General features: G+C 60.3%; 27 protein-coding genes, 2 tRNA genes and 2 pseudogenes. 18 read left to right on the top strand and 13 right to left on the bottom strand.

What is annotated here, in order from left to right; translation table 11 throughout:
* The first annotated feature begins 110 nt into the window (after window positions 1–110).
* The 4 genes from GKIL_RS18685 (at window position 111) to GKIL_RS18670 (ending at window position 2,696) form a co-directional block, all read left to right on the top strand.
* Window positions 111–290: a hypothetical protein gene (locus tag GKIL_RS18685; RefSeq protein ID WP_023175397.1), complete on the top strand. Its 180-nt coding sequence runs from the start codon at window positions 111–113 to the stop codon at window positions 288–290.
* A 66-nt stretch (window positions 291–356) separates the two neighbouring features.
* Window positions 357–719, top strand: coding sequence for a (2Fe-2S) ferredoxin domain-containing protein (locus GKIL_RS18680; protein ID WP_023175396.1), 363 nt, complete (start codon window positions 357–359; stop codon window positions 717–719).
* Window positions 720–1,010: 291 nt separating this feature from the next.
* A complete protein-coding gene (locus GKIL_RS18675) occupies window positions 1,011–1,907 on the top strand; it encodes a TerC family protein (RefSeq protein WP_051382965.1) in 897 nt (298 codons plus the stop codon).
* A 78-nt stretch (window positions 1,908–1,985) separates the two neighbouring features.
* Window positions 1,986–2,696 carry a hypothetical protein gene (locus GKIL_RS18670; protein ID WP_023175394.1) on the top strand — a complete coding sequence of 237 codons (711 nt, stop codon included), beginning with the start codon at window positions 1,986–1,988 and terminating at the stop codon, window positions 2,694–2,696.
* Window positions 2,697–2,703: 7 nt separating this feature from the next.
* Here GKIL_RS18670 and GKIL_RS18665 read toward each other — a convergent pair whose 3' ends face one another.
* A complete protein-coding gene (locus tag GKIL_RS18665) occupies window positions 2,704–2,937 on the bottom strand; it encodes a hypothetical protein (RefSeq protein ID WP_023175393.1) in 234 nt (77 codons plus the stop codon).
* A gap of 204 nt (window positions 2,938–3,141) precedes the next feature.
* Between GKIL_RS18665 and GKIL_RS18660 the strand changes: the two genes are divergently transcribed.
* Window positions 3,142–3,603 (top strand): hypothetical protein, encoded by a 462-nt coding sequence (locus GKIL_RS18660; protein WP_023175392.1) that lies wholly within the window; start codon window positions 3,142–3,144, stop codon window positions 3,601–3,603.
* A gap of 207 nt (window positions 3,604–3,810) precedes the next feature.
* Here GKIL_RS18660 and GKIL_RS18655 read toward each other — a convergent pair whose 3' ends face one another.
* On the bottom strand, window positions 3,811–4,170 hold the full coding sequence (locus GKIL_RS18655; protein ID WP_023175391.1) for a DUF5615 family PIN-like protein: 360 nt from the start codon (window positions 4,168–4,170) through the stop codon (window positions 3,811–3,813).
* The gene (locus GKIL_RS18650; RefSeq protein ID WP_023175390.1) at window positions 4,167–4,499 is read right to left on the bottom strand and encodes a DUF433 domain-containing protein; all 333 of its coding nucleotides are present in this window, start codon (window positions 4,497–4,499) and stop codon (window positions 4,167–4,169) included. The genes GKIL_RS18655 and GKIL_RS18650 overlap by 4 nt, the downstream gene beginning before the upstream one ends.
* Window positions 4,500–4,664: 165 nt before the next feature.
* Between GKIL_RS18650 and GKIL_RS23880 the strand changes: the two are divergent.
* Window positions 4,665–5,464: pseudogene (locus GKIL_RS23880) on the top strand (IS5 family transposase).
* A 130-nt stretch (window positions 5,465–5,594) separates the two neighbouring features.
* Here the strand turns inward: GKIL_RS23880 and GKIL_RS25080 are convergent.
* The 7 genes from GKIL_RS25080 to GKIL_RS18615 all read right to left on the bottom strand — a co-directional run bounded on the left by GKIL_RS25080 (window position 5,595) and on the right by GKIL_RS18615 (window position 7,505).
* Window positions 5,595–5,687, bottom strand: a tRNA-Leu gene (locus tag GKIL_RS25080).
* 95 nt (window positions 5,688–5,782) lie between these two features.
* Window positions 5,783–5,992 (bottom strand): DUF6887 family protein, encoded by a 210-nt coding sequence (locus GKIL_RS18635; protein WP_023175388.1) that lies wholly within the window; start codon window positions 5,990–5,992, stop codon window positions 5,783–5,785.
* Window positions 5,989–6,216 (bottom strand): DUF4926 domain-containing protein, encoded by a 228-nt coding sequence (locus GKIL_RS18630; RefSeq protein WP_023175386.1) that lies wholly within the window; start codon window positions 6,214–6,216, stop codon window positions 5,989–5,991. Before GKIL_RS18630 ends, GKIL_RS18635 begins: the two co-directional genes overlap by 4 nt.
* 4 nt (window positions 6,217–6,220) lie before the next feature.
* Window positions 6,221–6,466: a DUF6883 domain-containing protein gene (locus GKIL_RS18625; protein WP_023175385.1), complete on the bottom strand. Its 246-nt coding sequence runs from the start codon at window positions 6,464–6,466 to the stop codon at window positions 6,221–6,223.
* 284 nt (window positions 6,467–6,750) lie between these two features.
* Complete coding sequence (locus tag GKIL_RS25770) at window positions 6,751–6,879, bottom strand: hypothetical protein (RefSeq protein ID WP_023175384.1); 129 nt, start codon at window positions 6,877–6,879, stop codon at window positions 6,751–6,753.
* A gap of 85 nt (window positions 6,880–6,964) precedes the next feature.
* Window positions 6,965–7,201 (bottom strand): hypothetical protein, encoded by a 237-nt coding sequence (locus GKIL_RS18620; RefSeq protein ID WP_023175382.1) that lies wholly within the window; start codon window positions 7,199–7,201, stop codon window positions 6,965–6,967.
* Window positions 7,194–7,505: a hypothetical protein gene (locus GKIL_RS18615; RefSeq protein WP_023175381.1), complete on the bottom strand. Its 312-nt coding sequence runs from the start codon at window positions 7,503–7,505 to the stop codon at window positions 7,194–7,196. The genes GKIL_RS18620 and GKIL_RS18615 overlap by 8 nt, the downstream gene beginning before the upstream one ends.
* Window positions 7,506–7,598: 93 nt before the next feature.
* Between GKIL_RS18615 and GKIL_RS25420 the strand changes: the two genes are divergently transcribed.
* Window positions 7,599–7,760, top strand: coding sequence for a hypothetical protein (locus GKIL_RS25420; RefSeq protein WP_187293841.1), 162 nt, complete (start codon window positions 7,599–7,601; stop codon window positions 7,758–7,760).
* A 15-nt stretch (window positions 7,761–7,775) separates the two neighbouring features.
* On the opposite strand, the gene GKIL_RS25415 is transcribed toward GKIL_RS25420, so the two are convergent.
* Window positions 7,776–7,934, bottom strand: coding sequence for a hypothetical protein (locus tag GKIL_RS25415; protein WP_023175379.1), 159 nt, complete (start codon window positions 7,932–7,934; stop codon window positions 7,776–7,778).
* 163 nt (window positions 7,935–8,097) lie between these two features.
* On the opposite strand from GKIL_RS25415, the gene GKIL_RS18610 reads away from it, so the two are divergent.
* The 3 genes and pseudogenes from GKIL_RS18610 to GKIL_RS25960 all read left to right on the top strand — a co-directional run bounded on the left by GKIL_RS18610 (window position 8,098) and on the right by GKIL_RS25960 (window position 10,319).
* Complete coding sequence (locus GKIL_RS18610) at window positions 8,098–8,325, top strand: helix-turn-helix domain-containing protein (protein ID WP_023175378.1); 228 nt, start codon at window positions 8,098–8,100, stop codon at window positions 8,323–8,325.
* 449 nt (window positions 8,326–8,774) lie between these two features.
* Window positions 8,775–9,119, top strand: coding sequence for a hypothetical protein (locus GKIL_RS18605; RefSeq protein ID WP_023175376.1), 345 nt, complete (start codon window positions 8,775–8,777; stop codon window positions 9,117–9,119).
* 197 nt (window positions 9,120–9,316) lie between these two features.
* A pseudogene (locus GKIL_RS25960) lies at window positions 9,317–10,319 on the top strand (ISAs1 family transposase).
* Window positions 10,320–10,760: 441 nt separating this feature from the next.
* On the opposite strand, the gene GKIL_RS18590 reads toward GKIL_RS25960, so the two are convergent.
* A tRNA-Ser gene (locus GKIL_RS18590) sits at window positions 10,761–10,845 on the bottom strand.
* A gap of 161 nt (window positions 10,846–11,006) precedes the next feature.
* On the opposite strand from GKIL_RS18590, the gene GKIL_RS18585 reads away from it, so the two are divergent.
* Genes GKIL_RS18585 through GKIL_RS18555 form a run of 7 tightly spaced genes read left to right on the top strand, consistent with a single transcriptional unit; the run spans window position 11,007 to window position 17,524 of the window.
* The gene (locus tag GKIL_RS18585) at window positions 11,007–12,206 is read left to right on the top strand and encodes a hypothetical protein (RefSeq protein WP_023175374.1); all 1,200 of its coding nucleotides are present in this window, start codon (window positions 11,007–11,009) and stop codon (window positions 12,204–12,206) included.
* A gap of 15 nt (window positions 12,207–12,221) precedes the next feature.
* Complete coding sequence (locus tag GKIL_RS18580; protein WP_023175373.1) at window positions 12,222–12,602, top strand: hypothetical protein; 381 nt, start codon at window positions 12,222–12,224, stop codon at window positions 12,600–12,602.
* Window positions 12,603–12,614: 12 nt separating this feature from the next.
* Complete coding sequence (locus tag GKIL_RS18575) at window positions 12,615–13,898, top strand: peptidoglycan-binding domain-containing protein (RefSeq protein WP_023175372.1); 1,284 nt, start codon at window positions 12,615–12,617, stop codon at window positions 13,896–13,898.
* A 15-nt stretch (window positions 13,899–13,913) separates the two neighbouring features.
* The gene (locus tag GKIL_RS18570; protein ID WP_023175371.1) at window positions 13,914–14,120 is read left to right on the top strand and encodes a hypothetical protein; all 207 of its coding nucleotides are present in this window, start codon (window positions 13,914–13,916) and stop codon (window positions 14,118–14,120) included.
* Between the two features lie 11 nt (window positions 14,121–14,131).
* The gene (locus tag GKIL_RS18565) at window positions 14,132–14,527 is read left to right on the top strand and encodes a hypothetical protein (RefSeq protein ID WP_023175370.1); all 396 of its coding nucleotides are present in this window, start codon (window positions 14,132–14,134) and stop codon (window positions 14,525–14,527) included.
* Window positions 14,528–14,537: 10 nt separating this feature from the next.
* Window positions 14,538–14,801, top strand: coding sequence for a hypothetical protein (locus GKIL_RS18560; protein ID WP_023175369.1), 264 nt, complete (start codon window positions 14,538–14,540; stop codon window positions 14,799–14,801).
* Complete coding sequence (locus GKIL_RS18555) at window positions 14,798–17,524, top strand: type IV secretory pathway, VirB4 component (protein WP_023175368.1); 2,727 nt, start codon at window positions 14,798–14,800, stop codon at window positions 17,522–17,524. The genes GKIL_RS18560 and GKIL_RS18555 overlap by 4 nt, the downstream gene beginning before the upstream one ends.
* Before the next feature lie 197 nt (window positions 17,525–17,721).
* Here the strand turns inward: GKIL_RS18555 and GKIL_RS18550 are convergent, their stop codons facing one another.
* The gene (locus tag GKIL_RS18550; RefSeq protein WP_023175367.1) at window positions 17,722–18,675 is read right to left on the bottom strand and encodes a DDHD family phospholipase; all 954 of its coding nucleotides are present in this window, start codon (window positions 18,673–18,675) and stop codon (window positions 17,722–17,724) included.
* 279 nt (window positions 18,676–18,954) lie between these two features.
* On the opposite strand from GKIL_RS18550, the gene smc reads away from it, so the two are divergent.
* On the top strand, window positions 18,955–22,452 hold the full coding sequence (smc, locus tag GKIL_RS18545) for a chromosome segregation protein SMC (RefSeq protein WP_023175366.1): 3,498 nt from the start codon (window positions 18,955–18,957) through the stop codon (window positions 22,450–22,452).
* Window positions 22,453–22,518 lie beyond the last annotated feature (66 nt).

The following is a 22,518-nucleotide window of genomic DNA, read 5'->3' as shown; positions in this document are numbered from 1 at the left end:
AGATCTTGTAGGAATACAGATCCACGTCAAGGAACCATCACACTTATGTATTGACCTGTTGTTCATTTTGTCCGACGATTGTCCTGCTTTCTGTTTACCAACAGCCGACGATGGATACTGCTGATATCGAGAAGCTTGTAGCGGCTATGGAAGTCATCGAGCGGCTGTCCAGCCACGATCCTGTAGCGATTCAGAATGTGTCGATCGATGAACACCGGCTTACCCTCTCGGTGATGACGAGCCGGGACGGCCTGCTGGCCATTTTGTTTCGCGAACGGCCAGAGACTTGAGCGGATAAAAAGCCGACTGGTATTCGGCAGCGCTAGACTGGGCAGGCGATCACTGCCGACTCTGTCGTGTCCCTGCCAATCCAGATTTTTGCCTGTCAGAACCGCACCTGCCGCCGCGACGGTGGCGACCGGGTACTCGCTGCCCTCGAAGCGGAGATTATCCACCAGGGGCTCGCCGAACGCGTCCAGATCGAGCAGACCGGCTGCCTCGGCCAGTGCGGCAACGGCCCGATGCTCATCGTCGTTCAGCCTGCCACCCACCAGGAAGTCTGGTACGACCGGGTGCGACCGGAGGAGGTGCCCCAACTGGTCAGAGAACACCTTGTCGCGGGCAGGCCGGTGGCGGACATGCTCTACCGCCACAAACACCCGAAGCGGCAGTTCCCCGATTGGACGCCCCTGCCGCCGCCCTGGCAGACCATACCCTGAATTGCCGGCGGTTCCAAAAATTAGTGTCTGAAAATCGACTCGACTGTACATTCATCTGTTACTTTGAAGATGGATGGGGAGTAGCCACCTGCATCTGCAGGGCGACCGGCCGTCAGCCCGGGGTTGTTTACCTCCGGTCGGTAGCAAGTGCCCAGGCACGACTGGCGAGACCACCACGACAAGAACTTGCCGTGGGGTTTTGCTGCGAAGCACCGTTCCTGCGGCTCCTGCTGGAGGTCAACTGTGGATTCGATCTGGATTTGGGTAGGCTTTAACCTCTTCGTACTGGCGATGCTCGCCCTCGATCTGGGGGTATTTCATCGCAAGGCGCACGCCGTCTCCTTCAAGGAGGCACTGGGCTGGAGTGGCGTCTGGATTGGACTGGCGCTCGCCTTCAACGCCGGGCTGTACTTTTGGATGGGACCGGAACCGGCGCTGCAGTTTTTGACCGGTTATCTCATCGAAAAATCGCTGAGCGTCGATAACATCTTTGTCTTTGTGCTCATCTTTTCGGCCTTCAGCGTCCCGGCCATCTACCAGCACCGCGTCCTGTTCTGGGGAGTACTCGGGGCGCTAGTCATGCGGGCGATATTGATTATTGCCGGGGCGGCCCTGCTGGAGCACTTTCACTGGATCATTTATCTATTCGGTGCCTTCTTGATTTTCACTGGCATCAAGATGGCCCTGCCCGCCAAAAAAGAAAAGGACATCACCGACAACCCGGTCCTCAAGCTTGCCCGCCGGTTGCTGCCGGTCACCGACGATTTTGTCGAAGATCGCTTTTTGCTGAAGCGGGCCGGGCAGTGGGTGGTGACGCCCTTGTTTCTGGTGCTGCTCTTGGTCGAGACGACCGACTTGATCTTCGCCGTCGATTCGATCCCGGCGATCTTTGCGGTCACCACCGACCCGTTCATCGTCTACACCTCGAACGTCTTTGCCATCCTCGGGTTGCGCTCGCTCTACTTTGTGCTCGCCGGGGTGATCGACAAGTTCTACTACCTCAAGCAGGGGCTCGCGGCAGTCCTCACCTTCGTCGGTGCCAAGATGCTGCTGGTGGATATCTACAAGATCCCGATCGCCCTGTCGCTGGGGGTGATCGCACTTATCCTCGCCGTTGCGGTCGTCGCCTCGCTCTGGCGGGCGCGCAGACAGGCTGCCCCAGACAAAGAAGTGCTGCTTGAGCGTTGAGTCTACCTGGGGGCAGAAAATAAAGGCACAGCCCGTCCGCCATGATGGTGCGGACGGGCCATCTCTGGAGGAATGTCGGTGCCGCAGCCGTGCAAGATCGCGATCGTCGCCCTCACCCTGGCGCTGGGGATGGCCTGGGCCTCGCCGCTCCTCGCTGCCTCGCCCCTCACCCAGGGACCGGGCGTCGATTGGCAGGGCAAACCCATAAGCCTCGATCGGCTCAAGGACAGGGTGACGGTCGTGATTGCAAGCAGCAACGACACCAAAGATGTCGGGGCAGTGGTCGATCAGGCTCTGCTATCCGCCTTTGGCGACAACCCCCGCTTCCAGCTCATCCGGGTCGTCAACCTGGTCGGTGTGCCCAGCTTCGCCGAAGATATCGTGATCGACACGATCAAAGAGCGCGACGCAGCCGAGATGGACCGGATCAAGGCTGAATATACAGCGGCAGGCAGAACCTACCAGCCACCGGTGGCGGACACCTTCTTCGTCCTCGATTGGGAAGGCCGGCTGCGCCAGGCCCTACTCGCTGCCAGTCCCCGCCCCGAATACGCCCTGTTTAAAGAACCCCCCCGGCGCACCACCAGCCGCTATAAAAGCCCGGAGCAGAAGGAGCGCGAGAGCCTCGACAACCACCTGCACGTCTTTTTACTCGATACCAATGGCGAAGTAAAGGCCCATTATCTCGATGCCGTTGCCGTCGAGCAGGCCCTCAACGACGTGCGCTCCCAACTCACGCCCCCAGCCCCGCCGCCGGTCCCTTCTACCAGTTCGACGCCAGGTGGGTGAGCGGAGCTTAGCGGTAACCGGCCCGGCGGGCGAGCATCATCGCAATCGCCTCGGCATCCTCAAGCCCCGGCTCGCGCTCCGCTTCGCAGGGGATGGCCTGCTGGGAGATAAATAGAGTACGGCTCGAAGGCTGGACGGCTACCTGCCAGCAGTGGCAGGGCGTTTGATTGAAAGAACGTTCACCCTGATAAAGAAAGAGGACCGTTCCGAAGGCTGTACAAAAAAGTTTTGCAACTGGCACGAGCGTTTTTCCTGGAGGCCGCCCGCCGGAGGAAGCGGGAGTTGAACAAGTGGACCACCGCCATCATACCTCTAAAGATAGATATACTGCGCAGCCATTGTCAGCAAAGACAGAAGGGCAGCGGAGCCCCACAGGCTCTATCGCAGGGCTGATCAACCGCGAATGTCTGTACTGGTACACTCAAGACACAGTCAGGAGAATGCCATGCCAGTCAAGATTCGTCGGGATTTGCTGTACGCTATTTTGTCCCACGTACAGGCGCTCGAAGAGGAGGAGGTGCAGCCGGTACCTGCTCTATCCGAGCGGGACTTTACCCACCTCGATGCCACTCCCGCTGAGATTATCGGCCACATCGATTACATCTATCAAAAAGGAATGCTCGTGGGAGATTTCGAGCCCGGCTCCTACGGCGACCGCAGGCTCGAAAGGGGCGGCTATAACGAGGCAAAGCAGGTAGGAGAAGCAGAGGAGCCTGACAAACTGCCCCCCGCGCCGATCCCCGAGCGGGAGCGGCCCCGCGTCGAGGCGGCCCCCGATCCGCGCGACAACGTGCCGATCGTCGGGGCGGTCGATGTCGATAATGTGCGGCTCACCGCCGCTGGTCGGGCGGCCCTCGCCGAGCTGGAGCGCGACGGTCACGCGCCGGAGCGCTCGAATCTGAGCTAGTGCCTGCCCGGCCAGATTCTGCATAAACTGACAGAAGGGAAATGACTAAAAAGTCCCATCCCGTAAAGGTTTGAGGCTGAAATGTAAGCGGAGAGGGTGGGATTCGAACCCACGGAAAGTTTCCCTTCTCCGGTTTGCAAGACCGGCTCTGATGCACAACTGGAGGAATTTACAGAAATTTGTCGTTACGAGAGTGGTTAATTTTCATCAGACAGGGATGAAGACGAGCTGATCGCGCAGGTCGTCGGGAACGGCTACATCCGCCAGCAGCAGGAGTTCCTCGATCACCTCTCCCATGCTTGCCCAGGGTCTGAGGGTCAAGATACCAGGAACGTGCCCCCCTGCCGCCAGGTGGGCTTCGAGATGGCCAGGCATTGAGCGGCGATCTTCCGTCACCAGTACAAAATCGTTGTCCTCGCACCACCGCAAGATTTCAGGATCCGGAGCACCATACCCTGGCACTCCCTCCTGCCCAATTGCATGAACTACCAGCTGCGGAGAGCGGCGCAACAGTTGTATGCAGTACTGATTTGACAGGTTTTCGTCGATGAGGAACTGCAGGCTCACACGGTCTTCTGCCGCGCCCGCCCATCAGCTTTGAAGGCTGTGAGCCGCGCTATTCCCGGCGAGGGGTTGCGTTCCTGAGCTTCTATCAATTGATTGGACTGCGCAAGCCAGGCATCCAGGTAGGCGTTCATCTCTATTTGATGGTCGCGGTAGTAGGCGATGGCGGCCTCTACCGCCTCTATGGCCAGGTCCAGGTACTCTGCCGCTATCTGCTCCGGCGTCTGCTTAAGGGCCAGATACCGCCACAGGATGTTCTCCAGGCCGATGCGTCGTCCCCGAATGCGGATCTCTTCGGGACTCAAAAACTCCAGATAGTCCGTATACTTCATACCCGGTGAGCCCTGCTTACCCCTCTATGGTTACTCATAGCGGGCTAACTGTGAACACTACCAGCGAACTTCAGAACCTGGGGATGCTGGTGGAGATGACCAATCAGAGCTTGTTTATAAAGATAGGAAGGAGCTATAGTCTACGCAGATAATTACCCTGTGCCGATGTCTCGCAAGCCCTATCCAACCGATCTCACTGACCAAGAGTGGAACTGCATTGCTCCGCTGTTGCCAGCCGCGAAGTTTGGCGGCCACCCGCGCACGACCGACTTGCGCGAGGTGCTCAACGCCATCTTCTACCTCAACCGCACCGGTTGCCAATGGCGGATGTTGCCCAGTGAGTTCCCGGCCTGGCAGACGGTCTACGCTTACTTTGCCCGCTGGAGAAATAAAGGCGTCTGGGAGGCGATCAACCGCACTCTCAGGCAGCGGGTGCGCCTGCAGGCCGGGCGGGAGGCGGACCCCAGCTTGGCCTTACTCGACAGCCAGTCAGTCAAGAGCACAGAAAAAGGGGCTTCGAGACGGGCTACGACGGCAACAAAAAGCTCAAGGGCCGCAAGCGCCATATCGCCGTAGACAGCCTTGGCTTGCTCCTGTTTGTCTTTGTGCATGCGGCCAACATCCATGACAGCCAGGGAGCAGTGGGGGTGCTGATGGGCATGAAAGACCAGCAACCGCGCCTTTTGACGGTGATGGCTGACCAGGGTTATCAGGGACCTTTAGGTGAGGCAATCGAGCGGGTCTGTGGCTGGAAGGTACAAATCGTCGAAAAGCAGGGCAAGGGTTTTGTGGTGCAGCGCCAACGATGGGTGGTGGAACGAACGTTTGGTTGGCTAGGTCGCTGTCGTCGTTTGAGTAAAGATTATGAGCAATGGCCGGAGACGCATGAAGCGATGGTGTACGTGTCGATGATCCGACTGATGCTCAAGCGCTTGCACCCACCAAAATCTGAAGCGACTTTATAAACAAGCTCTCAGAGCGTGGCTAAATTCTATCCCTTTCCATACCACTCTGTACACGTCTGTCCCTGTCGCCTGGGAAGAGCGCGAACACTAAAAAGCCCCATTCCAAAAGGGTTTGGGGCTGAAATGTAAGCGGAGAGGGTGGGATTCGAACCCACGGAAGGTTTCCCTTCTCCGGTTTTTAAGACCGGCGCTGATAAGCTCTGGACAGTATTTCCAGCAATCCGTCACTACTAGCGTCACTAATTTTCAGGGGTGTTGCCGGACGTGCCTCGGGGCCGTTGGGACAACGGCCCGCAGCCTGGACGGCACCAACGCTCCTCAGCTTTTACTCTGCTTGTGCCGCTCCCGACGGATGCGATCGAGCGCTCCCTGAGTCAGAGGTTCACCCGATTCAAAGATGGCGAGCACAGGGCGCTCGGCGTCGGAACGGTCCATGTAAGCGTAGAAAGCCTCGGCATCTTCCCGATGGGCGAGCATGTGGGCTTTCAGTTCAGCGAGGGTCATAGCGGAGAAGTCGGGCCGGTTCATGTGCGGATCTTCCCACCGCTGGGTAGCTTCCAGACCACCCGGAACTGAGCGGGTGTGAGAGCCACCATCGCCAGAGCCCGGCCCGTCTCGTCGCTGAACTCGACCTCGTACTCGCCGCTCGCCCACCGGTCTACGACGGTGCCGGTGCTACCCTGCCGCAGGTGCGGCTCATTCAGGTCTACCAGCAACTCAACCACGTCATGCAGGTTGATATCCGTATCCATAGCTTTACCCTTCGAGGACGAAACAGGTGGTCAGACGAACGGTTTCACTGCCCTGGTCTACGTTCCACCCAGTGCGGATGGTGACGATGCGCTCCTGGCCTGGAACATCGAAGTCCACCCGGTAGCGGGTGCCCGTTCCCACCTCATTGTCTCCTAACAAAATGGCATCGTGAATGGCGATGGCTTGGCGAATGAGGTCCGCTAGAGCCTCTGCGTCGTCGGCGCTAAAACCGAGAGCAGCTTTGAACACGCGGGCCTTGTGCTTTCCTTATTGGGTGGTCGGGATTGAGGCAGTAGCCTCTGAGCTTGCCCTCGACGTCGATCGTGGCTCGTTCGTGGTTGGGAAGCAACATGACTGGCCAGGCTCCTCACAGAAAGCTCGCGGGCAAACCCTCTACAGGCTCCCAAGTTTACCGCTTTCGCGTCTTGCCCCCTTTGTACAGAAGGCAGGCCGCTCGATCGCCAGGGGAACCGGAGGAGCCGGATGGGTGCGGGAGGCAATGATCACCGCTCAGAGCCGCAGAAAGGCTATGTCTACTCCACTGAGGGCAACTGCCGCAGGTTCCAGATGGCAGGCCCGAGCATCTGACCGAGTTCGAGGATGTCGGTCATCCTGGGCGTCTGCAGGCGGGGAGGGATGGCGAGCGGTTGTACGAGGTTCATGGTGATTGTGCGCGTAGTGTGGGTGGATGAATGGACAATAGAAAGTCCCCAGAAGGCTGAGGGCTGCGTTCGTGGTAGGCGGCTGTTAGTTGAGCCCCAGAAGACTCTTGAGCTTGAGCGCGTTATCGCTGATGTCACAGAATTCGTTGTCTGCAATCGAGCCCATAAACTGCAGAGCCCGCTGCAAATCGCCTGAATCGGCTCTGGAAGCACCCTCTGCAAGGATGCGGAGCGCACAGGAAAAATTGATTGCCCGTTCGGCCTGATTGGCGAGGGTTTGGGCAAGACAGCGGAGTTCCATTGTTGGTGAAAGTTCAGGCATGATTTGAGTTCCTTCTTGAATAATACAGATGGGCATTAGCGATAAACCGCCGGAAGCTGCGCGGGGCCACATCGGTGTTGAAGTAGTCGGCCAGAGCCTCCGCCCACTTGCCTCCGAAGGTCATCGAGCGCGGCTCGCTCCCGTTGCCATCGTCAAACTGGCCGGTGAGGGTGACGCGGGCCTCCAGGCTGTTGGCCTTGCTGACGTAGAAGTCGATGCTGACGACGTGGGCGAGGCCCAGGATGCGCTCGCCCAGCTTGATGAACTTGGGGGCGTTGGGGCAACGCCCCTGAGGTGTCTGCATGATGTCGTCCCTCCCCTAACCGACGTTGGCAGCAGTGAGCGGAGTCGGGGCTACGGCAGTGCGCAGCGCCTCGGCAGCAGCGGCCAGAACGAGGTGTTTGCACCGCCGAGCCCGGAATTTGTGGTCTGGGCAGTCGCAACCCTCGAAGGGCACATCGACGGCGTGGAGGTCGCCCGAGCTTCCCCGGACGAGGTAGCAGCCGCCGCCCTGATGATGGACCTCACCAGTAAGGGCAAGAGCGCCCGTGGCCGGTAGCGCCGCGTAGTCTTCCTAGAATGCAGCAGCCGAGACGAACCGGGCGCGAGCGTGACGAAAGACCACCAGCAGGCAGTTGAAAGCACCGCGCACCTCGCGGATAGCGGTAGCAGCTACGCCCAGGATGCGGGCGGCAGCGGCGATCGTGTAAGGACTGTTGGACTGTGCAATCATGATGGGGACTCCTTTCGGGGTTGGAGAGCGGACTTTGCTGCCAGGCGGGACCGCTCTCTTTATGCTCTAATTATTACATAGTAGCATGTAACATTACAACTGCATCCCATAATATCGTCGTTCTATGGCAGTATGTGTTATTTTGAACTGGTAGAGTAAATCTGTGACCGTGACCAACAGGCTCAAAGACCTCCTCAAGCAGCACGGCATCACCGTCTACCGGCTCTCAAAAATGACGGGGGTGCCGACGAACACGCTTTACCGCATCAACAATGACGGCAGCGTGTATCCCGATAAACATGTCGTAGACGCGATTTGCGCAGCGTTGACTTGCACGCCCGGCGATGTGCTGAAGTACGTCCCCGAAAAGCCAGGCGGCGACGAAAATTAAGGGCAGCATCGTAAGCTCCTACGGTCGCATTGCAGAGCCTTTGCGGAAGTGCCCGGCCCTTGCCGGGCTACACTTCAAACAGCAAGAGGTTAAATTCGTGAGTAAACAGCAATCGTCCTGGAAGTCCCCAAATGACGAGATGCCTCCAGAGGGCGAGCACGTTTTGGCATGTTTGAATCACCCAGTCTTTGGCGGGATGAACTTCCAGTTGGTGGAGTTCAAAAATGGCCGCTGGTACCATTCCAATGGGTATACATTTGTTGAAGTTTCCATGCTGCCTGACTACTGGATGTCGATCCCGCCATTGCCGGCAGAGGGAAAGAGTACCGGTTCATAGGCTTATCGGCTGGAGCGAGGCGGCCCCAGCGCACTCACCACCGCACCTTTGAGTGTGAGCTTGGCAACCTATTGAAGTACGTCCCCGACGACAAGGGCAAAGGAGAGCAGGGATGACCACTGGTAACGGCCAGCGCGATTCTGGCTCTGGCAGCCGTCTTGATCGCATCGAGACCGCCCTCGAAGTGCTCATTCGGCAGCAGGCTGTCACGCAGCAGCAGGTAGATGCCAACAGCCGGGCTATTGCGGATCTGACGGTTCAAGTAGCTGAGGCAAACAATATGGCAGTCAATGCCATTGCTGGCCTGGTCGATGTGGCCGACGACCTTATCGAGCGTTTCGATGCCTTAGTAGTGCGAGTCGATGAGAACTCCGGTTACATCCGGGGATTGCAGACAGAGAACCGGCGGATACTCGACATTCTCCAGCAGCGCGGCGAGCAGAACGGCCAGCAGTAGCGGCAGGGGCGCTCAGCGGTTTCTCCTTTAACTCCCTCAAGCTGACGGAGTTTTTCGGCTGTCCTTTGTGGTTCCGTAAGGTGGTCAAGTTGACCACCCTTTGAAGGGCGATACGCCTCTTTTTTCTCTGCCAAATACCAGGGTTGTTTCATTCTATAGGTTAGACTAGCTGGAGAACAGGCGTAGCAGGTTTTCCAGTGCGCGACTTCGCCATCCTTCATGCTTTTGAGAATCTGACGGACCAACGCCGAGGGGAAGGACGCAGACACTCTTTGTCTTTGTGCTTGACTATTTTTACCATAGCTGTTGTTGCCGGTAATCGGGGCTTCCTCGCTATCGACGACTGGATCAAAGCCAACTCAGAAGCTCTCATCGAACTGTTTGATATTGAAAAGCAACGCCTGCCCTCCTACAGTACAATCCGCCGTGTCCTCTTACAAATCGACTATCAGCAGTACGCCGCCTGCATTGCGCAGTTCTTGAAGGTTGAACCTTTGGCTGGGGAGACGATTGCCCTCGATGGGAAAGTACTGAAGGGTTCTTACTGTGTGCAGCACAATAACCCCCACAGCGAACCCCATCCTGCTATTCAAATCGTTCATGCCTATCTCGTCGAACGTGATTGGATTGTTGCTCATCAGCAAGTCGCTCAAAAAAGTAACGAAATTAAAGCCTTACCAGCACTCATCGAGCAGTTAGCACTCAAAGGTGTCGTGTTTACTTTTGATGCTATAAATACCCAAAAAAAACTGTCAAAGCATTATAGAAAGCGGAAACCACTACATTGCCATCGTCAAAGGCAACCAGCCAAAACTGTTGGAGCGAGTGCGCAAAAACTTTGAGGTGGAAGAGCAGTGGGAGAGTGAAGAGCAAGGTCACCACCGTTTAGAAAAACGGCAGGTGAGTATTTGTAAGGTAGAGGAAGAGTGCTTTGCAGATTGGCTTGGAGTAAAAACGCTAATTTGCCTGGAGCGGTATCGAGAGTTGCGGGGGAGTATAACGATAAAGACGCACTGGTACCTGTCGAGCATCGAAGCGAGTGCGAGGGAATTTGCTGAGCGGATACGTGGTCATTGGGGAATCGAGAATAAAGTTCATTATCCAAAGGACGTGACCTTCGGCGAGGACCGTAGTCGCATCCGAACCCTGCCTTTAGTGCAAGTGTGGACAGTGGCGCGAAGCTTTGCGTTGAACCTGTAGCGTTCGCTGTTGATGGAGAACCGTGCTCAGGCGCAGAGACGCTGTATGTTTGGCCTGTCAACCCTCAAAATTCTCTTTAGAATGAAATGCCCCTGTGCTGATAGGGGGTTGTCCGCTCACTCCCTGGTCTGGGTGGAAACATTCCCCGCAGGTGCAGCTTGTTCCTCCCAGCTCGCCAGAAAATAGTGACGCCGACCCTACCGGCCTTCAGGCGGCCATTCGCTTTATCAAGCAGGCTTTCCAGGGTCTCAGGCCGCATGTCGAGCGCCCCCACGGGGCGGAAATTTAGCGACGGCTGGGCGTCAAAATGATGCGTCACTACCAGCGTCACTAAATTCTATAGCTCTCTGTACCACTCTGTACACGTCTGTCCCTGTCGCCTGGGAAGAGCGCGAACACTAAAAAGTCCCATCCCGTAAAGGTTTGAGGCTGAAATGTAAGCGGAGAGGGTGGGATTCGAACCCACGGAAGGTTTCCCTTCTCCGGTTTTCAAGACCGGCGCAATCAACCGCTCTACCACCTCTCCATCTCTCCCTAATGTACCACCAGGCATCGGCGGCGTAGGGGGACGGCATCACCCCACTGTCCGGCACCGGCCACACAAAATTCTTCTTATCATCCCAGTTGTGGGAATTAATCAGATTAGATATGATGCCTGCAAGCGAAGAACGTTGCAGGATTTCTCCAATGATCTCCCAATTACAGATTCTCGATGAATTGCGCCACAGCGGCGATCCGGACGCTGGACAGCGGCTGGAACTTGGCAGGGCACTTCTGGCCATCAAGCAGCAGCGGCTCTATCTCCAGATGGGCTTTGCTCGCTTTGAGAGTTTTCTCGACTCCGAAAGATGTCCATTTGGCCATACTGTGAGCCGACACGCGATGCGCCTGGCGGAGCGGACAGAGCTGCACGGCGCGCTGGGGTTGGGGGTTGGACGGCTCACCGAACTGATGCGCCTCGAACCGGAGGAAGCCACCCGGATTCTCAAGGAGGGCATCGCGGCGGGCAGCGTCGATAAAGTCTCGGTGCGGACCCTGCGACGGCATGTCGTGCGCCTGCAGGGCCGTACAGGGGCGCAGCGGGCTGGAATCGATATCTTTGAATCGGACGTCAGTGCCGTGCAACTCATTGAGCGCTGGAGCGGGCCGGCCCGCGAGCAGGTGCTGAATTTGCTTCTTGAAAAACAATTTGGTCAGAATCTCTCGCGACTGCAGGGTCTGCTGCAAAAAAGCGACACTGGCCAGACGAATTCACCGACAACGCTGCCGGCGTTCTGGCCCGATAGCCGCCGGGGCGTGCCGCAGCGGTGGGTTGCCCTCACCACCCACATCGAGGCGCTCGAGCAGCTATTGGGAGCGGATCCGTCGAAGGTAACGGCGATGTTGCAGCGCCTGCGCCAGCCGCTGGAGGCGTGGGAGCGCGCCGTCTTTTATCTGGATCTGTGCCGCCGCGACAGTACCCGACGGGAGCGCTTTGCTCAGGTGGGTTCTGCCTGCACGGCGCTGGAGAAGATGCTCACTGGCCGCGACTGGCACTACAACAGCGATCAAAGCTACCTGAGTGCGCAACTGGCGCGCGGGCGGCAGGGCAAAGCGGCGACGCTCAGACCCTTCTGGCGGCGTCTTTTTAGCGAAGTCAATCCGCCCCAGCCGTACCGGGACTTTCTCGGGCAACTGGCAAGCACCGTCCAGCAAGGAGAATGGCACCTCCACTGCAGCGACGCCTACCAGGCCGACTTCGCCCTGGGCTGTCTGCGCCACCGCTCGACCCGGCTTTTCTGGCAGATCGCCGCTGATTACCTGGGTGTGCGCCACATCCGGCTTTGTTGGCAAGAAGGTGGCCGGGAGCACGAGCAGGTTGTGCCGCTGCAATTGAACGTCGCGTAAGCAAAGGAGCAAACGATGGCGATCACGCTTGAAATTTCAGAGGCGCTGGCCCACCAGCTGCAGGCGCTGAGCGAACAGCTCGAATGCACGCCGATCGAGTACGCCCTCGCGGCCCTCGATTGGAGTGTGAGGCAAAATCTCGACCCACTCGGCAACCAGCCGGAGCCGGATGCAGAATCGCTCGAAGCCAAGCTTATCGAGGCGCGCAATCTGCTTTTAGCCGAGCAGATCAACCAGGGAGCCTACCTGGCGGCCCGCCTCGACAACCTCGAGATCGTGACCCGCTCGCTTCTTAATCTGGAGCTGCAGACCGACAAGCGCGGTTACGAGGCGATCTTTCAGGCGATTCACCAGGCTCTCAGCGACGAACTGGCCCAGAGACACTACAGCCTTTAAGGAGTGCGAGCGATGGACCTTTTTCGCAATCCGGCAACGCGCGCTGTGGCGCTGGGCAATGGGACCAGGGAGCGGGCCAATCAGCTAAAGACCCTCTGGCAGAACCTCGATACAGGCGAAGACAGCCGTGCGGCCTTTGCCCGCGACCCGGAGGCGGTCAAGAGTTTACAGCGGCAACTGGTCTTTTTGGGCTACACCGCCGGCGCTGGTTCCTCCTCAGCGGCAACGATCGACGGCCTGCTCGGCTCCGGCACCCAGCGGGCGATTCAGAACTTTCAGCAGGAGCATCATCTGCCGGTGGGTTCCTTCGACGGTACCACCGCTCAGGCCCTGGGCGAGGCGGTGGCTGCCCGCGCCACTCACCTCGGCTCCAGCAGCTTCAAACAGCAGCTCGCGATTCTAGACGGCAGGCTCGATCGCCATACGCACCTGGGGGTGGACTACCGGGCGCAGCTGGAGGCGGTTGCCGGGGGCGATGGCCCGCAGCACATTCCGGCGGACTGGTTCTACGCTCTCATGCAACAAGAAAGTAGCGGCGGCAAGCACAGCCTGCCGCGCTGGGAGGCGAGCTTTGCTAGATCCCTCGGCGCGGTCCACCGTCAGCTCAATGCCCAGCGCCCCCAACTGGAACACTTCGATCCCGGCAATGACAAACAGGCGATCGATGAATTGTTTGCACGGGCAAACGCCCAGGCGGTCAGCCTGCCGGGACTGCTCGCCAGTATGACCGGTCCCCGTCCAACCACAGAAGCAAAATTGCAGGCGATGCGCAGCTTCGCCGACTTTACGCCCGGCCAGCTGCGAGAACTGGCGACGACCTACGGCTACGGCCAGATCGCGGGCTACCAGACCCTCGATTATCGCTGGCAGCAGCGCAGCGGCAAAAGTGGCAGCGAACTTCTCACCGCCATCCAGTCGCCGGACCCCAGAACGCAGCTGCAGGTGCTCGCCGATTTCATCCGCCACGGCGAGGACGCGCGGGGCCTGCACGGGGGGCTGCTTGCTGCGATGCGCTCGGGCGACCCCGAAAAGGTGGCAGCGGCCCACAACGGCGGCAACTGGCGCACCTACAACCCCGAGTACGCCGAGAACCTGCTGCGCTACACAAAGCTCTACCAGCGCCTTTCCCTCGATTCGCTCAGCGCTCTGCCGGTCCTGCTCGATCTGGCCGCCGGTGACCCGCTCACCCTTGCCCGCCAGAGAGCCTACGCGCGCAACCGCTCGTCGATCAAAGAAGCTTCTCCGGCGGCCCAACTGCCGGAGGCACCGCAAGTGCAGGCCGCCCCCGCGCTCTAGATTTGAGGTAACTGGATGACTTCTTATTTTCCGCCACCCAGCTTCTTCTCCCTGCAGCCCTACCTGAGCACCCTCGTGCCTGGGCTGATGTCGCTGGTGGGCACCCAGCAATACGCTGCCGCCCGCCAGACCGCCTACACCTACCAGCGCCAGCAATTTGGCACACCAGTCAGCCTCTACCTGCTGCAGAGCGCTATCGGCCTTACCATGCCAACCCTTTAGGAGAAAAAGTCATGTCCTTTCGGCCTGTTCAACTTCTTGCCGTCCGCGCCGCGCTGTCCAGACACGCCGGCGGTGGAGCGCGGCTGTTGTTTGCCACCCTTTTGCCCCTCGCCGACAGCTACCTGCACCCAAAAGCCGCCCAGGCCGTCTTTTTTGAGAACGCCCGTGTGTGGCTTGACACGCTATTTTTAAGCACCGGCAACACGACTGCCGTCTTTGGCGTCGATATGACGATCAACGTGCTGCGCGCCGTGCTCCTCGTCTGGATCGCCCTGGGTATCGTGAGGACAGTGCAGGCAGCGCGCAACGACGAGGACTGGCAGACCACCGCCCGCGTGCCGATCCTCGCCACGATCAGCGTCGTCGTCGGCGACGTGATCACGAGCCTGATTATTCCTGCCGGTTGAGGGGACAGCAATGCGCAAACTCAACCGCAGGCTCGGACAAAAAGCCGATTTTTTGAACCTGATCCCCGGCGATCTGGTCTTTCCCTGGCTCCTCACGGTGATCGGCGGCTACTTCGTGCTGGGCGGTGTGCTGGGCCTCAACTGGATCTGGACCGCCACGATCATCATCTGGGGCTGCACGCTCTGGCTGCTTCTGGCCGGTAAGCGCCCGCACCGCTTTTTTGGCCAGATGATCGCTGCGCCAAAACTGGCCCGCACCCGGCTCAGGCAATGAAAAAGCCCCAGCGATCCTCTGAGCGGCTGCGCAAGAAGGAGGGCTTCACGCCGGTCGAACAACTGGTCGATATCGTCGCTGTCGGCCAGGTCAATCATCCGGAGTTGAGCTGCGGGTTTTATATCCTCCGCCGCAAGCACGCCTACCGCTGCGTGTTTGGCCTGCGCACGCCGGGCATCCACGCCTGCCAGTCGCAGGAGGCGCTCGTCGATGCCTGTGCGGGTCTGGTGACCCTCTGCCGCGACCTACCTGCCGGTGGACGGCTGCAGCTTCGGCTGTCGAGCTTCGTCGCCTGCGCCGATCGCCTGGAGGAACTGGAAACCCTGCGCACCGGGTCTCCAGGCGAATCCCTCGACTGGCTGATGGCCGGTGAACTGGAGCGGCTGCAGCGCCTGGCCGCCGATGGCCGCCGCAAACAGATCGAACTGTGGCTGTTTCCTTCCTGGGCGGAGTGGTCCGCCCAAGCCTACGCCCGCGACTGGATCGACCGGGTTGCCCTGGGGGCGCAGGAGTGGTGGTTGAGCTATCTGGGGGAGAGCGAAGCGGACCTGCACACCCAGATGCATCGGCTGGTGAGCGCCGCCCACGCCCACTGCCGCGAGTGGGTGCATCTGCTCAACCTGGGAGCGCGCCTGCCGGTGGTGCCTCTAAGCAGCGAGGAGTTGCTGGGCTGGGCCTGGAAGCAGGTCAACCCCAGCCCGCCCCCGGCGGCTCCCCCCCGGCTCTATCAGCTCGCCGGCAACGAACTCAAGGAGACGGCCCAGGGCGAGTTGAGCTTTGCCAGTGCCCTGTTTGAGACGCCGCCCCGCCTCGGCGCGGACCGGGTGAGCATCGCCAGGGCCGATGGCCGCTGGAAGCACTGTGCGGTACTGGTCTGGGACGAAAAACCAGCAGGCTTCAGCGACCCGGTTCAGCAGTTGCGCTATCTGTGGAACCTGATCGCCCGCCAGGAGGTGATCGACACCGAGATCGTCGTCGAACTTTCGACCCTCAACGAGCGCACCAGCCGCGAGAACGCCGTCCGCCTGCAGCGCCAGGCGTCGGCGGGCCTGAAGCTAAGCCAGCGCCAGGGCAAGATTGTCGATGTCGCCCAGCAGATGAAGCTGGAGGAAGCAGCCGAACTGGAAAAGTCGTTTATCGAGGGTGCCCGGCCCCTGTACGTCGCCGTCTGCGTGCTCGTCTGGCGCGACGAGCCGCTGCGATTGGCAGACGGGTGCCGGTTTATCTCGAACTTTTTTAACCGCCCGGCCCGATTGGTGCGCGAGGTCTCCTACGCCTGGAAGCTCTTTTTTCAGTGCCTGCCCTTCGTCTGGGACGGGCTGCTCGTCGCTCCCTTCGACCGCCGGTTGGAATTGCTCGATGAAGAAGCGCCCGGCTTTTTGCCGCTGGTCCGCGTCCAGAGCGCCGATCGCACCGGCATCGAATTTATCAGCGAGGAGGGCCAGAGTCCTGTCTGGCTCGATCTCTACCGACGCCACCGCAACCTGGCGCTCTTTGGCACGACTCGGTCTGGAAAATCGGTTCTTCTTGAAGTGTTGATGCGCCACGCCCTGGTCCGCCAGATTCCGGTGGTCGCGATGGACTTTCCCAAGCCCGACGGCTCCTCGACTTTTTCAGATTTTACGGATTTTGTCGGAGGCAGTTACTTCGATGTGGGCCGCCACACCCTCAACCTCTTCGAGCTACCGGATCTGAGCGGCTGGAGCGCTGAGGTCCAGGCTGAACGCCTCGAAGAATTTCAAGAATTTCTCGTCTCCGCCTTGATGGTGATGGTGCTCGGACGCGAGCAGGTCGATCCGCTGCTCACCCAGACGGTGCGCTCGCTCCTGCAACTGGGCGTCGTCGCCTTCTGGCGCGACCCGACGATTCAGCGGCGCTACGAGCGGGCGAGCCGCGCCGGTTTCGGGACGACCGCCTGGCAGGAGTATCCGTGTCTAAAAGATCTGGTGCCGTTTTTGTTGCCCGAGCGCCTCGGCGTCGATTCAGACGATAGCAGCCTGCGGCCTGCCTTCGAGCACATCCGCCTGCGCCTGGCCTACTGGCTCAACTCCCGCGTCGGCCAGAGGTTGAGTGCCCCTTCGACGATCCGCTCCGACGCCGCCCTACTGGTATTCGCCCTGCGCAACGTGAGCAACATCGAAGATATGGCCGTCCTGGCCCTCGCCAACTACGCCGCCGCCCTGCGCCGCGCCCTCGCTACCCCCGCTTCGCTCTTTATTCTCGATGAAGCGCCGATCTTATTCGAGTGCGCCGAAATTGCCAGTCTGGTGGGCAGGCTCTGCGCCAACGGGGCCAAAGCCGGGGTGCGCGTCGTCATCTCCGCCCAGGACCCGGACACGATCGAAAAAGCGCCCAACAGCTCCAAGATCTTCCAGAACCTGCGCACCCGCCTGATTGGACGCATCGAACCGAGTGCCCTGCCTTCGTTCGTGCGCCTGTTCGGCTACAGCGCCTCCAGTCTGGCGCGCAACGCCTCGGCCCAGTTTTTTCCCAACAGCCGCGAAGTCTTCTCCCGCTGGCTCATCGACGACGGCGGTCTGCTCATCCCGGTGCGCTACTATCCGGGCTTTCGCTCGCTGGCGGTGGTGGCCAACAACCCCGACGAACAGCGCGCCCGCGAAGCTTTTTTAGCCAGTGTGGGCAAGCGCTATCCCGACCGGTTGAGCGCGCTCAGCGACTTTACCGAGCACTACCTGCAGATGCTCAGAAGCGAACCGGGCTGATAGGTATAAAAACCCGCCGTTGGGGGCAACGGCGGGCGGAAAGCAAATATAGAATTTGCCGGAGGCGATGTGTTAAGGGAAACGACAAGTCACACATTCCCCTCCTGATCTCAGACTATGCTGCTATGGATCGATCCGGCATGAAGATCAAATGAAGTGTTGACTTGTATCAGCAATAGACCGGCCAGCCTGGGCTGTCAGCCCTGCCCGTTTCTCCTGGCAACTCTGGCGATCTGCTCGGCGATCTTTTTGGCCACCTCTTCGCTCTGCCAGTAGCTGCTGTGGGCGTCTCCACCGTGGAGCAGGGCAAGGATCGACTGGCTGAAGGCGTTGGTGATGTAGTCGCCCAGGTTCGCGTTGTGGGTGACGATGTCCTGCACATCGAGAAACTTGCTCTCGCCGTCCACCAGCTGGGGCAGGAGCACCTCCAGCGGGTAAGCGACCGGATCGCCGGGATGGATGAAGTTGTTCCAGGGCAGGGCACTGCCCAGCACCCGATGGATGTTTTCGAGGAACTGTTGCAATTGGGGGGTGATGTCGTGGCTGGGCTTGACTTCTGTAATCTCATCGATATCGAGCAAACTGAAAATCGCAATCGGTGAGCCCATCGTGTGAATGCTCGTGAGGCGCAGCCCCGAACCGGCATCAGGTTCCAGGCCATACAGAATTTTTCGGATCTCTTGAACGCTCTTATAGCCGGGGGTATTTTCAGGATCCCAGCGCGCGGCAAACAGCACGTCGAAAAGAATCACCGTTCCCCAACTGTGGGTGACAAGATGCAGCCGGTCCTGTTCTTTAAAGTTACTCAAACCCGCTTTTGCCTGCTCCAGGAGCCTGTCCACCACTTTTGCACCGACGGCACGGCTGATATAAAGGGCAGCGTCACCGGCAAACTGCAGTAACTGTTTGGAGCGAAATTCTTGAAACCAGAGCTGCTTCCAGGTACTGGACCCCTCCAGGGCGCTCAGCAACCTGTCTTCTTCTTCGATATTGACATCCCCCCAATAGAGAGGCACTTTCTTTAGCTGAATCTGTCCGGGTTCTGGCAGGTTGTCTTCGATGCGCGAAAATAACGTATCGGCGTAGCCAGGCTGCTCGCGCTTTTCGCGGGTATTCACTCCGTGGACAAAGACGATGTAATCGGTGGCCATCTTCTGCGTACCGCCTTTTTAATCTTGAAGGGCAACAAAGTCCAATCTGGCTGCGGATGCGCCTCAGTTCGCTTCCAGAGCAGCCATCGGCATTGTTTTGTTGGCTGTTATTTTATAGCCGCAGCTAACAGCAATAATGCGCTCCATCCCTGCGAAGCTGCTTTTCCGGCTCCGGCGGCTCCTCAAAACGTGGTGGATTTTGTGGGGGGTCTTGCGGTTTGGAGACACTAAATGTAGGATTACTAAAACCAGACTGGGACATTTGCCCACGAGTCCCCCATGCATTTGAAGTGTCTTGAGATCGAACGCTTCAAGTCCTTCGGCCCCTATACCCGCATCCCATTGCTCGAAGGGTTTACCGTCGTCTCCGGACCCAACGGCTCGGGCAAATCCAACATCATCGACGCGCTGTTGTTTGCCCTCGGGCTTTCGACCAGTCGGGGAATGCGCGCCGAAAAACTTTCCGATCTGCTCCATCAGGGTGTCGCCAAAGGTGAGCTGGCGGTCACGGTCACCTTTGCCCTCGACAGCGAGGCAGGGGGCGGCGATCTCACCATCTGCCGCCGCCTCAAAGTCAGCAGCGCCAGTTCCACCAGCAGCTATTTTCTCAACGGCAACTCCTGCACCCTGGCCGAACTGCACGACGAGCTGGCCCGCCACCGCATCTACCCGGAAGGGTACAACGTCGTGCTCCAGGGGGACGTGACCGGCATCATCACCATGCCCGCCCGCGAGCGGCGCGAGATCATCGATGAACTGGCCGGGGTGGCCGAGTTCGACCGCAAGATCGAGGCAGCCAGGCGCGAACTGGGCGAGGTCGAAAATCGTTCCGACCGCATCCAGGTCGTCGTCCACGAACTGCAGGAGCAAAAAGAACGCCTGGCGAGAGAACGGGCCAGAGCCGAAGAATACCGCCAGTTGCGCGTCGAACTGACCCGGCTCGCCGCCTGGGAGCAGATGCTGCTTGCAGCCGAACTCGACCGGCAGATAGCCGAGTGGCACCAGCAGTGGCAGGCCGGTGAAGCGACGATTGCGCGGCTGGTGGCCGCAGTCGAAGCGATGGGCGAGACGATCGAGCAGGCAGAAGACGACCTCGACACCGCCAACACCCGCGTCAAAGCGATGGGCGAGAACGAACAGGTGGCCCTGCGCACGCAACTGGCAAGTATTCTCGCCGGGCGCGAGCAGATCCAGGCGGCGATCGCCGACCTCGATCACCAGCAACAGCAGGCCCAGAACCGCCGGGCGCAGCTGGAGCTAGACCTCGATGATCTGGCATTGCAAGTAACGGCCACTGGCCGCAAGCAGCAGGAACAGGCGAGTCTCATCGAGCAGTGGACCGCTCGCCTGGGAGCGGACCGGCGGGGGCTCGAAGCGGCCCGCGCCGAATTTGAGCAGTTGAGCGCCGCTTCCGCCCGCTGGGTGGAGGAGCAGGCCGGGTTGCGCCGCCAGATTGACGCGCTGCAGCGCGAGCACGATCCGCTGCAGCGCCGCCTCGACCGCCTGGGCGATCACCTGCAGCAGGCAGAAGACCAGAGCGAGCGCCAGGGCAAAGAGCTGGCCACCCTTGAGGCCAACCACGCCCAACTGGCGGCTGACTGCGAGGCGGCCCAGACGCGCCTCACCGGCGCGCGCAGCGCACTGGAAACGACCCGCTGTGAACTTGAAAGCGAGCGCGAGCAGCAGCTGGCCGACCGCACCACCCAGCGCCGCCTCGAAAAAGAACGCGCTGAGAAAGCCCGCGAGCTGGACCGGCTGGAGACCCAGCAGCAGGTCTGGCGCGAGGCGGAGGGCAGCCGGGCCACGCAAGAAGTGCTCCAGGCCGGTCTTAAGGGCGTCCACGGGCTCATCAGCCAGTTGGGCCGGGTGGAGGCGCAGTACCGCACCGCCCTGGAGGTGGCAGCCGGCAATCGCCTCAACAACGTCGTCGTGGACGATGATGCCACAGCCGCCCAGGCAATCGAGCTACTCAAGTCGCGGCGCGCCGGGCGGGCGACGTTTTTGCCCCTCAACAAGCTGCGCGCCCAGCGCTACTACGAGTCGCCCCGCGAGGAGGGCGCTCTGGGCTACGCCATCGACCTCGTCGAATTTGACCGGCGCTACGAGGCGGCCTTCAGCCAGGTCTTCGGCGATACGGTGGTCTTTCGCACCCTCGATCAGGCCCGGCGGGCGCTGGGGCGCTACCGGATCGTCACCCTGGCCGGAGAGCTGCTCGAAAAATCCGGGGCGATGACCGGCGGCAGCCTCGATGGGCGGCGCGGCAGCGGCTTTGCTCTGAGCGAACCGCCGGAAATCGCGATCATCCAGAAGCGGCTCGCCGACCTCGACGAGCTGTTGCGGGTATTGGGCGAGCGCATCGACGGGCGCGAGCGGCGGCTTCTTGAGTTGCAGAGCGCCGCTGACACTGCTCAGCGCGCCCTGGTCGTCTTTGAAAATCGCGCCGAACAACTCGATCGCGAACTCACTGCTCAAAAATCGCGCATGGCCCAGCTGCGGGTCTTTGTTGAGAGTGGCCGGGTGGGCGAGGAGGCCCAGCGCCAGGAGCAGGCTGAACTGGAAGCGCAGCTGGTGCCCCTGCGCAGTCAGATTGCGGCGATTCGCGAACAACTGGCGGGCCTTGAGCAAGCCGACGGCCACCACCGCTGGCAGCAATGCCAGCAGCAGGTGCGCGAACTCGAAACCGAGGTGCGCCGCGCCGAGGTGCAGCTGCGCCACGCCGAAGCGGACCTCCAAAAATTGCAGCTCGACGAGCAACTGGTCCAAGAAAAGCGCCAGAATCTGCTCTCGCGCCGCCTCGACTGGGACGATCAAAAAGCCGAATTTGCCCAGCGCCGAGCCGAATTTCAGGAGCGGCTGGCCGACAGCGACCGGATCGCTGCCCAGGTGCGCAGCCAGTTGGAGGTGGTCGAGGCCCGCCTCGTCGATGTCAAGCGCGAGCGCGACGCCCTCGAACAGCAGGTCCGCCAGCTGCAGCAACAAAAAGCAGGGCTGGTTCTTGAGCGCGAGCAGGAGCTGTTGCACCAGGCCCAGCGCCACGAAAGCCTGAGTGCTGCTCAGCAGCGCCGGGCCGAGCTGGGCACCCTCGAAGGCGAGGATATCCTGCCCCTCCCCGCCGATCTCACCCTTGAGCAGTTGCAGCCCCTGCGCCTGCGCAAGCAGCGCCGCCTCGAAGCGCTCGAACCGGTCAACATGCTCGCCATCGAAGAGTACGAGCGCACCGCCGAGCGCGAAGCAGAATTGAGCGAAAAACTGGGCACCCTCCAGCGCGAGCGCAGCGAGCTGCTGCTGCGCATCGAGGACTGCGGCACCCTCAAGCGCAACGCCTTTATGCAGGCGTTCGATGCCGTCAATGCCCACTTTCAGTCACTCTTTGCCGAACTCTCCGACGGCGACGGCCACCTTGCCCTCGAAGATCCCGACAACCCCTTTGCCGGTGGCCTCACCCTGGTTGCCCATCCACGCGGCAAGCAGGTGCGGCGGCTGGAGGCGATGTCGGGGGGCGAAAAATCGCTGACGGCGTTGAGCTTTATCTTTGCCCTGCAGCGCTACCGGCCCTCGCCCTTCTACGCCTTCGACGAGGTGGACATGTTCCTCGACGGAGCCAACGTCGAGCGCCTGGCCCGGATGGTCCGCAAGCAGGCGGATCTGACCCAGTTTCTCGTCGTCTCGCTCCGGCGACCGATGATCGAGCGGGCCGACCGCGCCATCGGCGTCACCCTCGCCCGCGCCGGTCACTCCCAGGTGCTGGGGGTCAAGCTCGCCGCTGACGCTTCTTGAAGTGCTCTATCCGGGGATCGAGGCCGGGGAACGGCGCAGGGTGCGAGCCTGGAAGAAGCGTTGAGG

This window comes from Gloeobacter kilaueensis JS1 (assembly GCF_000484535.1).
GTDB classification, from domain to species: domain Bacteria; phylum Cyanobacteriota; class Cyanobacteriia; order Gloeobacterales; family Gloeobacteraceae; genus Gloeobacter; species Gloeobacter kilaueensis.
Note: the sequence above shows the minus strand (reverse complement) of the source record. Positions and strands in the feature narration are given on the sequence as shown.

Bases quoted from the DNA above. Each gene is read 5' to 3' on its own strand.
- GKIL_RS18685 (WP_023175397.1), top strand. From the start codon at position 111: ATGGATACTGCTGATATCGAGAAGCTTGTAGCGGCTATGGAAGTCATC.
- GKIL_RS18675 (WP_051382965.1), top strand. From the start codon at position 1,011: ATGCTCGCCCTCGATCTGGGGGTATTTCATCGCAAGGCGCACGCCGTC.
- GKIL_RS18660 (WP_023175392.1), top strand. From the start codon at position 3,142: ATGCCAGTCAAGATTCGTCGGGATTTGCTGTACGCTATTTTGTCCCAC.
- GKIL_RS18650 (WP_023175390.1), bottom strand. From the start codon at position 4,499: ATGAAGTATACGGACTATCTGGAGTTTTTGAGTCCCGAAGAGATCCGC.
- GKIL_RS18635 (WP_023175388.1), bottom strand. From the start codon at position 5,992: ATGAACCGGCCCGACTTCTCCGCTATGACCCTCGCTGAACTGAAAGCC.
- GKIL_RS18630 (WP_023175386.1), bottom strand. From the start codon at position 6,216: ATGGATACGGATATCAACCTGCATGACGTGGTTGAGTTGCTGGTAGAC.
- GKIL_RS25770 (WP_023175384.1), bottom strand. From the start codon at position 6,879: ATGAACCTCGTACAACCGCTCGCCATCCCTCCCCGCCTGCAGACGCCC.
- GKIL_RS18620 (WP_023175382.1), bottom strand. From the start codon at position 7,201: ATGCCTGAACTTTCACCAACAATGGAACTCCGCTGTCTTGCCCAAACC.
- GKIL_RS18615 (WP_023175381.1), bottom strand. From the start codon at position 7,505: ATGCAGACACCTCAGGGGCGTTGCCCCAACGCCCCCAAGTTCATCAAG.
- GKIL_RS25415 (WP_023175379.1), bottom strand. From the start codon at position 7,934: ATGATTGCACAGTCCAACAGTCCTTACACGATCGCCGCTGCCGCCCGC.
- GKIL_RS18605 (WP_023175376.1), top strand. From the start codon at position 8,775: ATGACCACTGGTAACGGCCAGCGCGATTCTGGCTCTGGCAGCCGTCTT.
- GKIL_RS18585 (WP_023175374.1), top strand. From the start codon at position 11,007: ATGATCTCCCAATTACAGATTCTCGATGAATTGCGCCACAGCGGCGAT.
- GKIL_RS18580 (WP_023175373.1), top strand. From the start codon at position 12,222: ATGGCGATCACGCTTGAAATTTCAGAGGCGCTGGCCCACCAGCTGCAG.
- GKIL_RS18575 (WP_023175372.1), top strand. From the start codon at position 12,615: ATGGACCTTTTTCGCAATCCGGCAACGCGCGCTGTGGCGCTGGGCAAT.
- GKIL_RS18570 (WP_023175371.1), top strand. From the start codon at position 13,914: ATGACTTCTTATTTTCCGCCACCCAGCTTCTTCTCCCTGCAGCCCTAC.
- GKIL_RS18565 (WP_023175370.1), top strand. From the start codon at position 14,132: ATGTCCTTTCGGCCTGTTCAACTTCTTGCCGTCCGCGCCGCGCTGTCC.
- GKIL_RS18560 (WP_023175369.1), top strand. From the start codon at position 14,538: ATGCGCAAACTCAACCGCAGGCTCGGACAAAAAGCCGATTTTTTGAAC.
- GKIL_RS18555 (WP_023175368.1), top strand. From the start codon at position 14,798: ATGAAAAAGCCCCAGCGATCCTCTGAGCGGCTGCGCAAGAAGGAGGGC.
- GKIL_RS18550 (WP_023175367.1), bottom strand. From the start codon at position 18,675: ATGGCCACCGATTACATCGTCTTTGTCCACGGAGTGAATACCCGCGAA.
- smc (WP_023175366.1), top strand. From the start codon at position 18,955: ATGCATTTGAAGTGTCTTGAGATCGAACGCTTCAAGTCCTTCGGCCCC.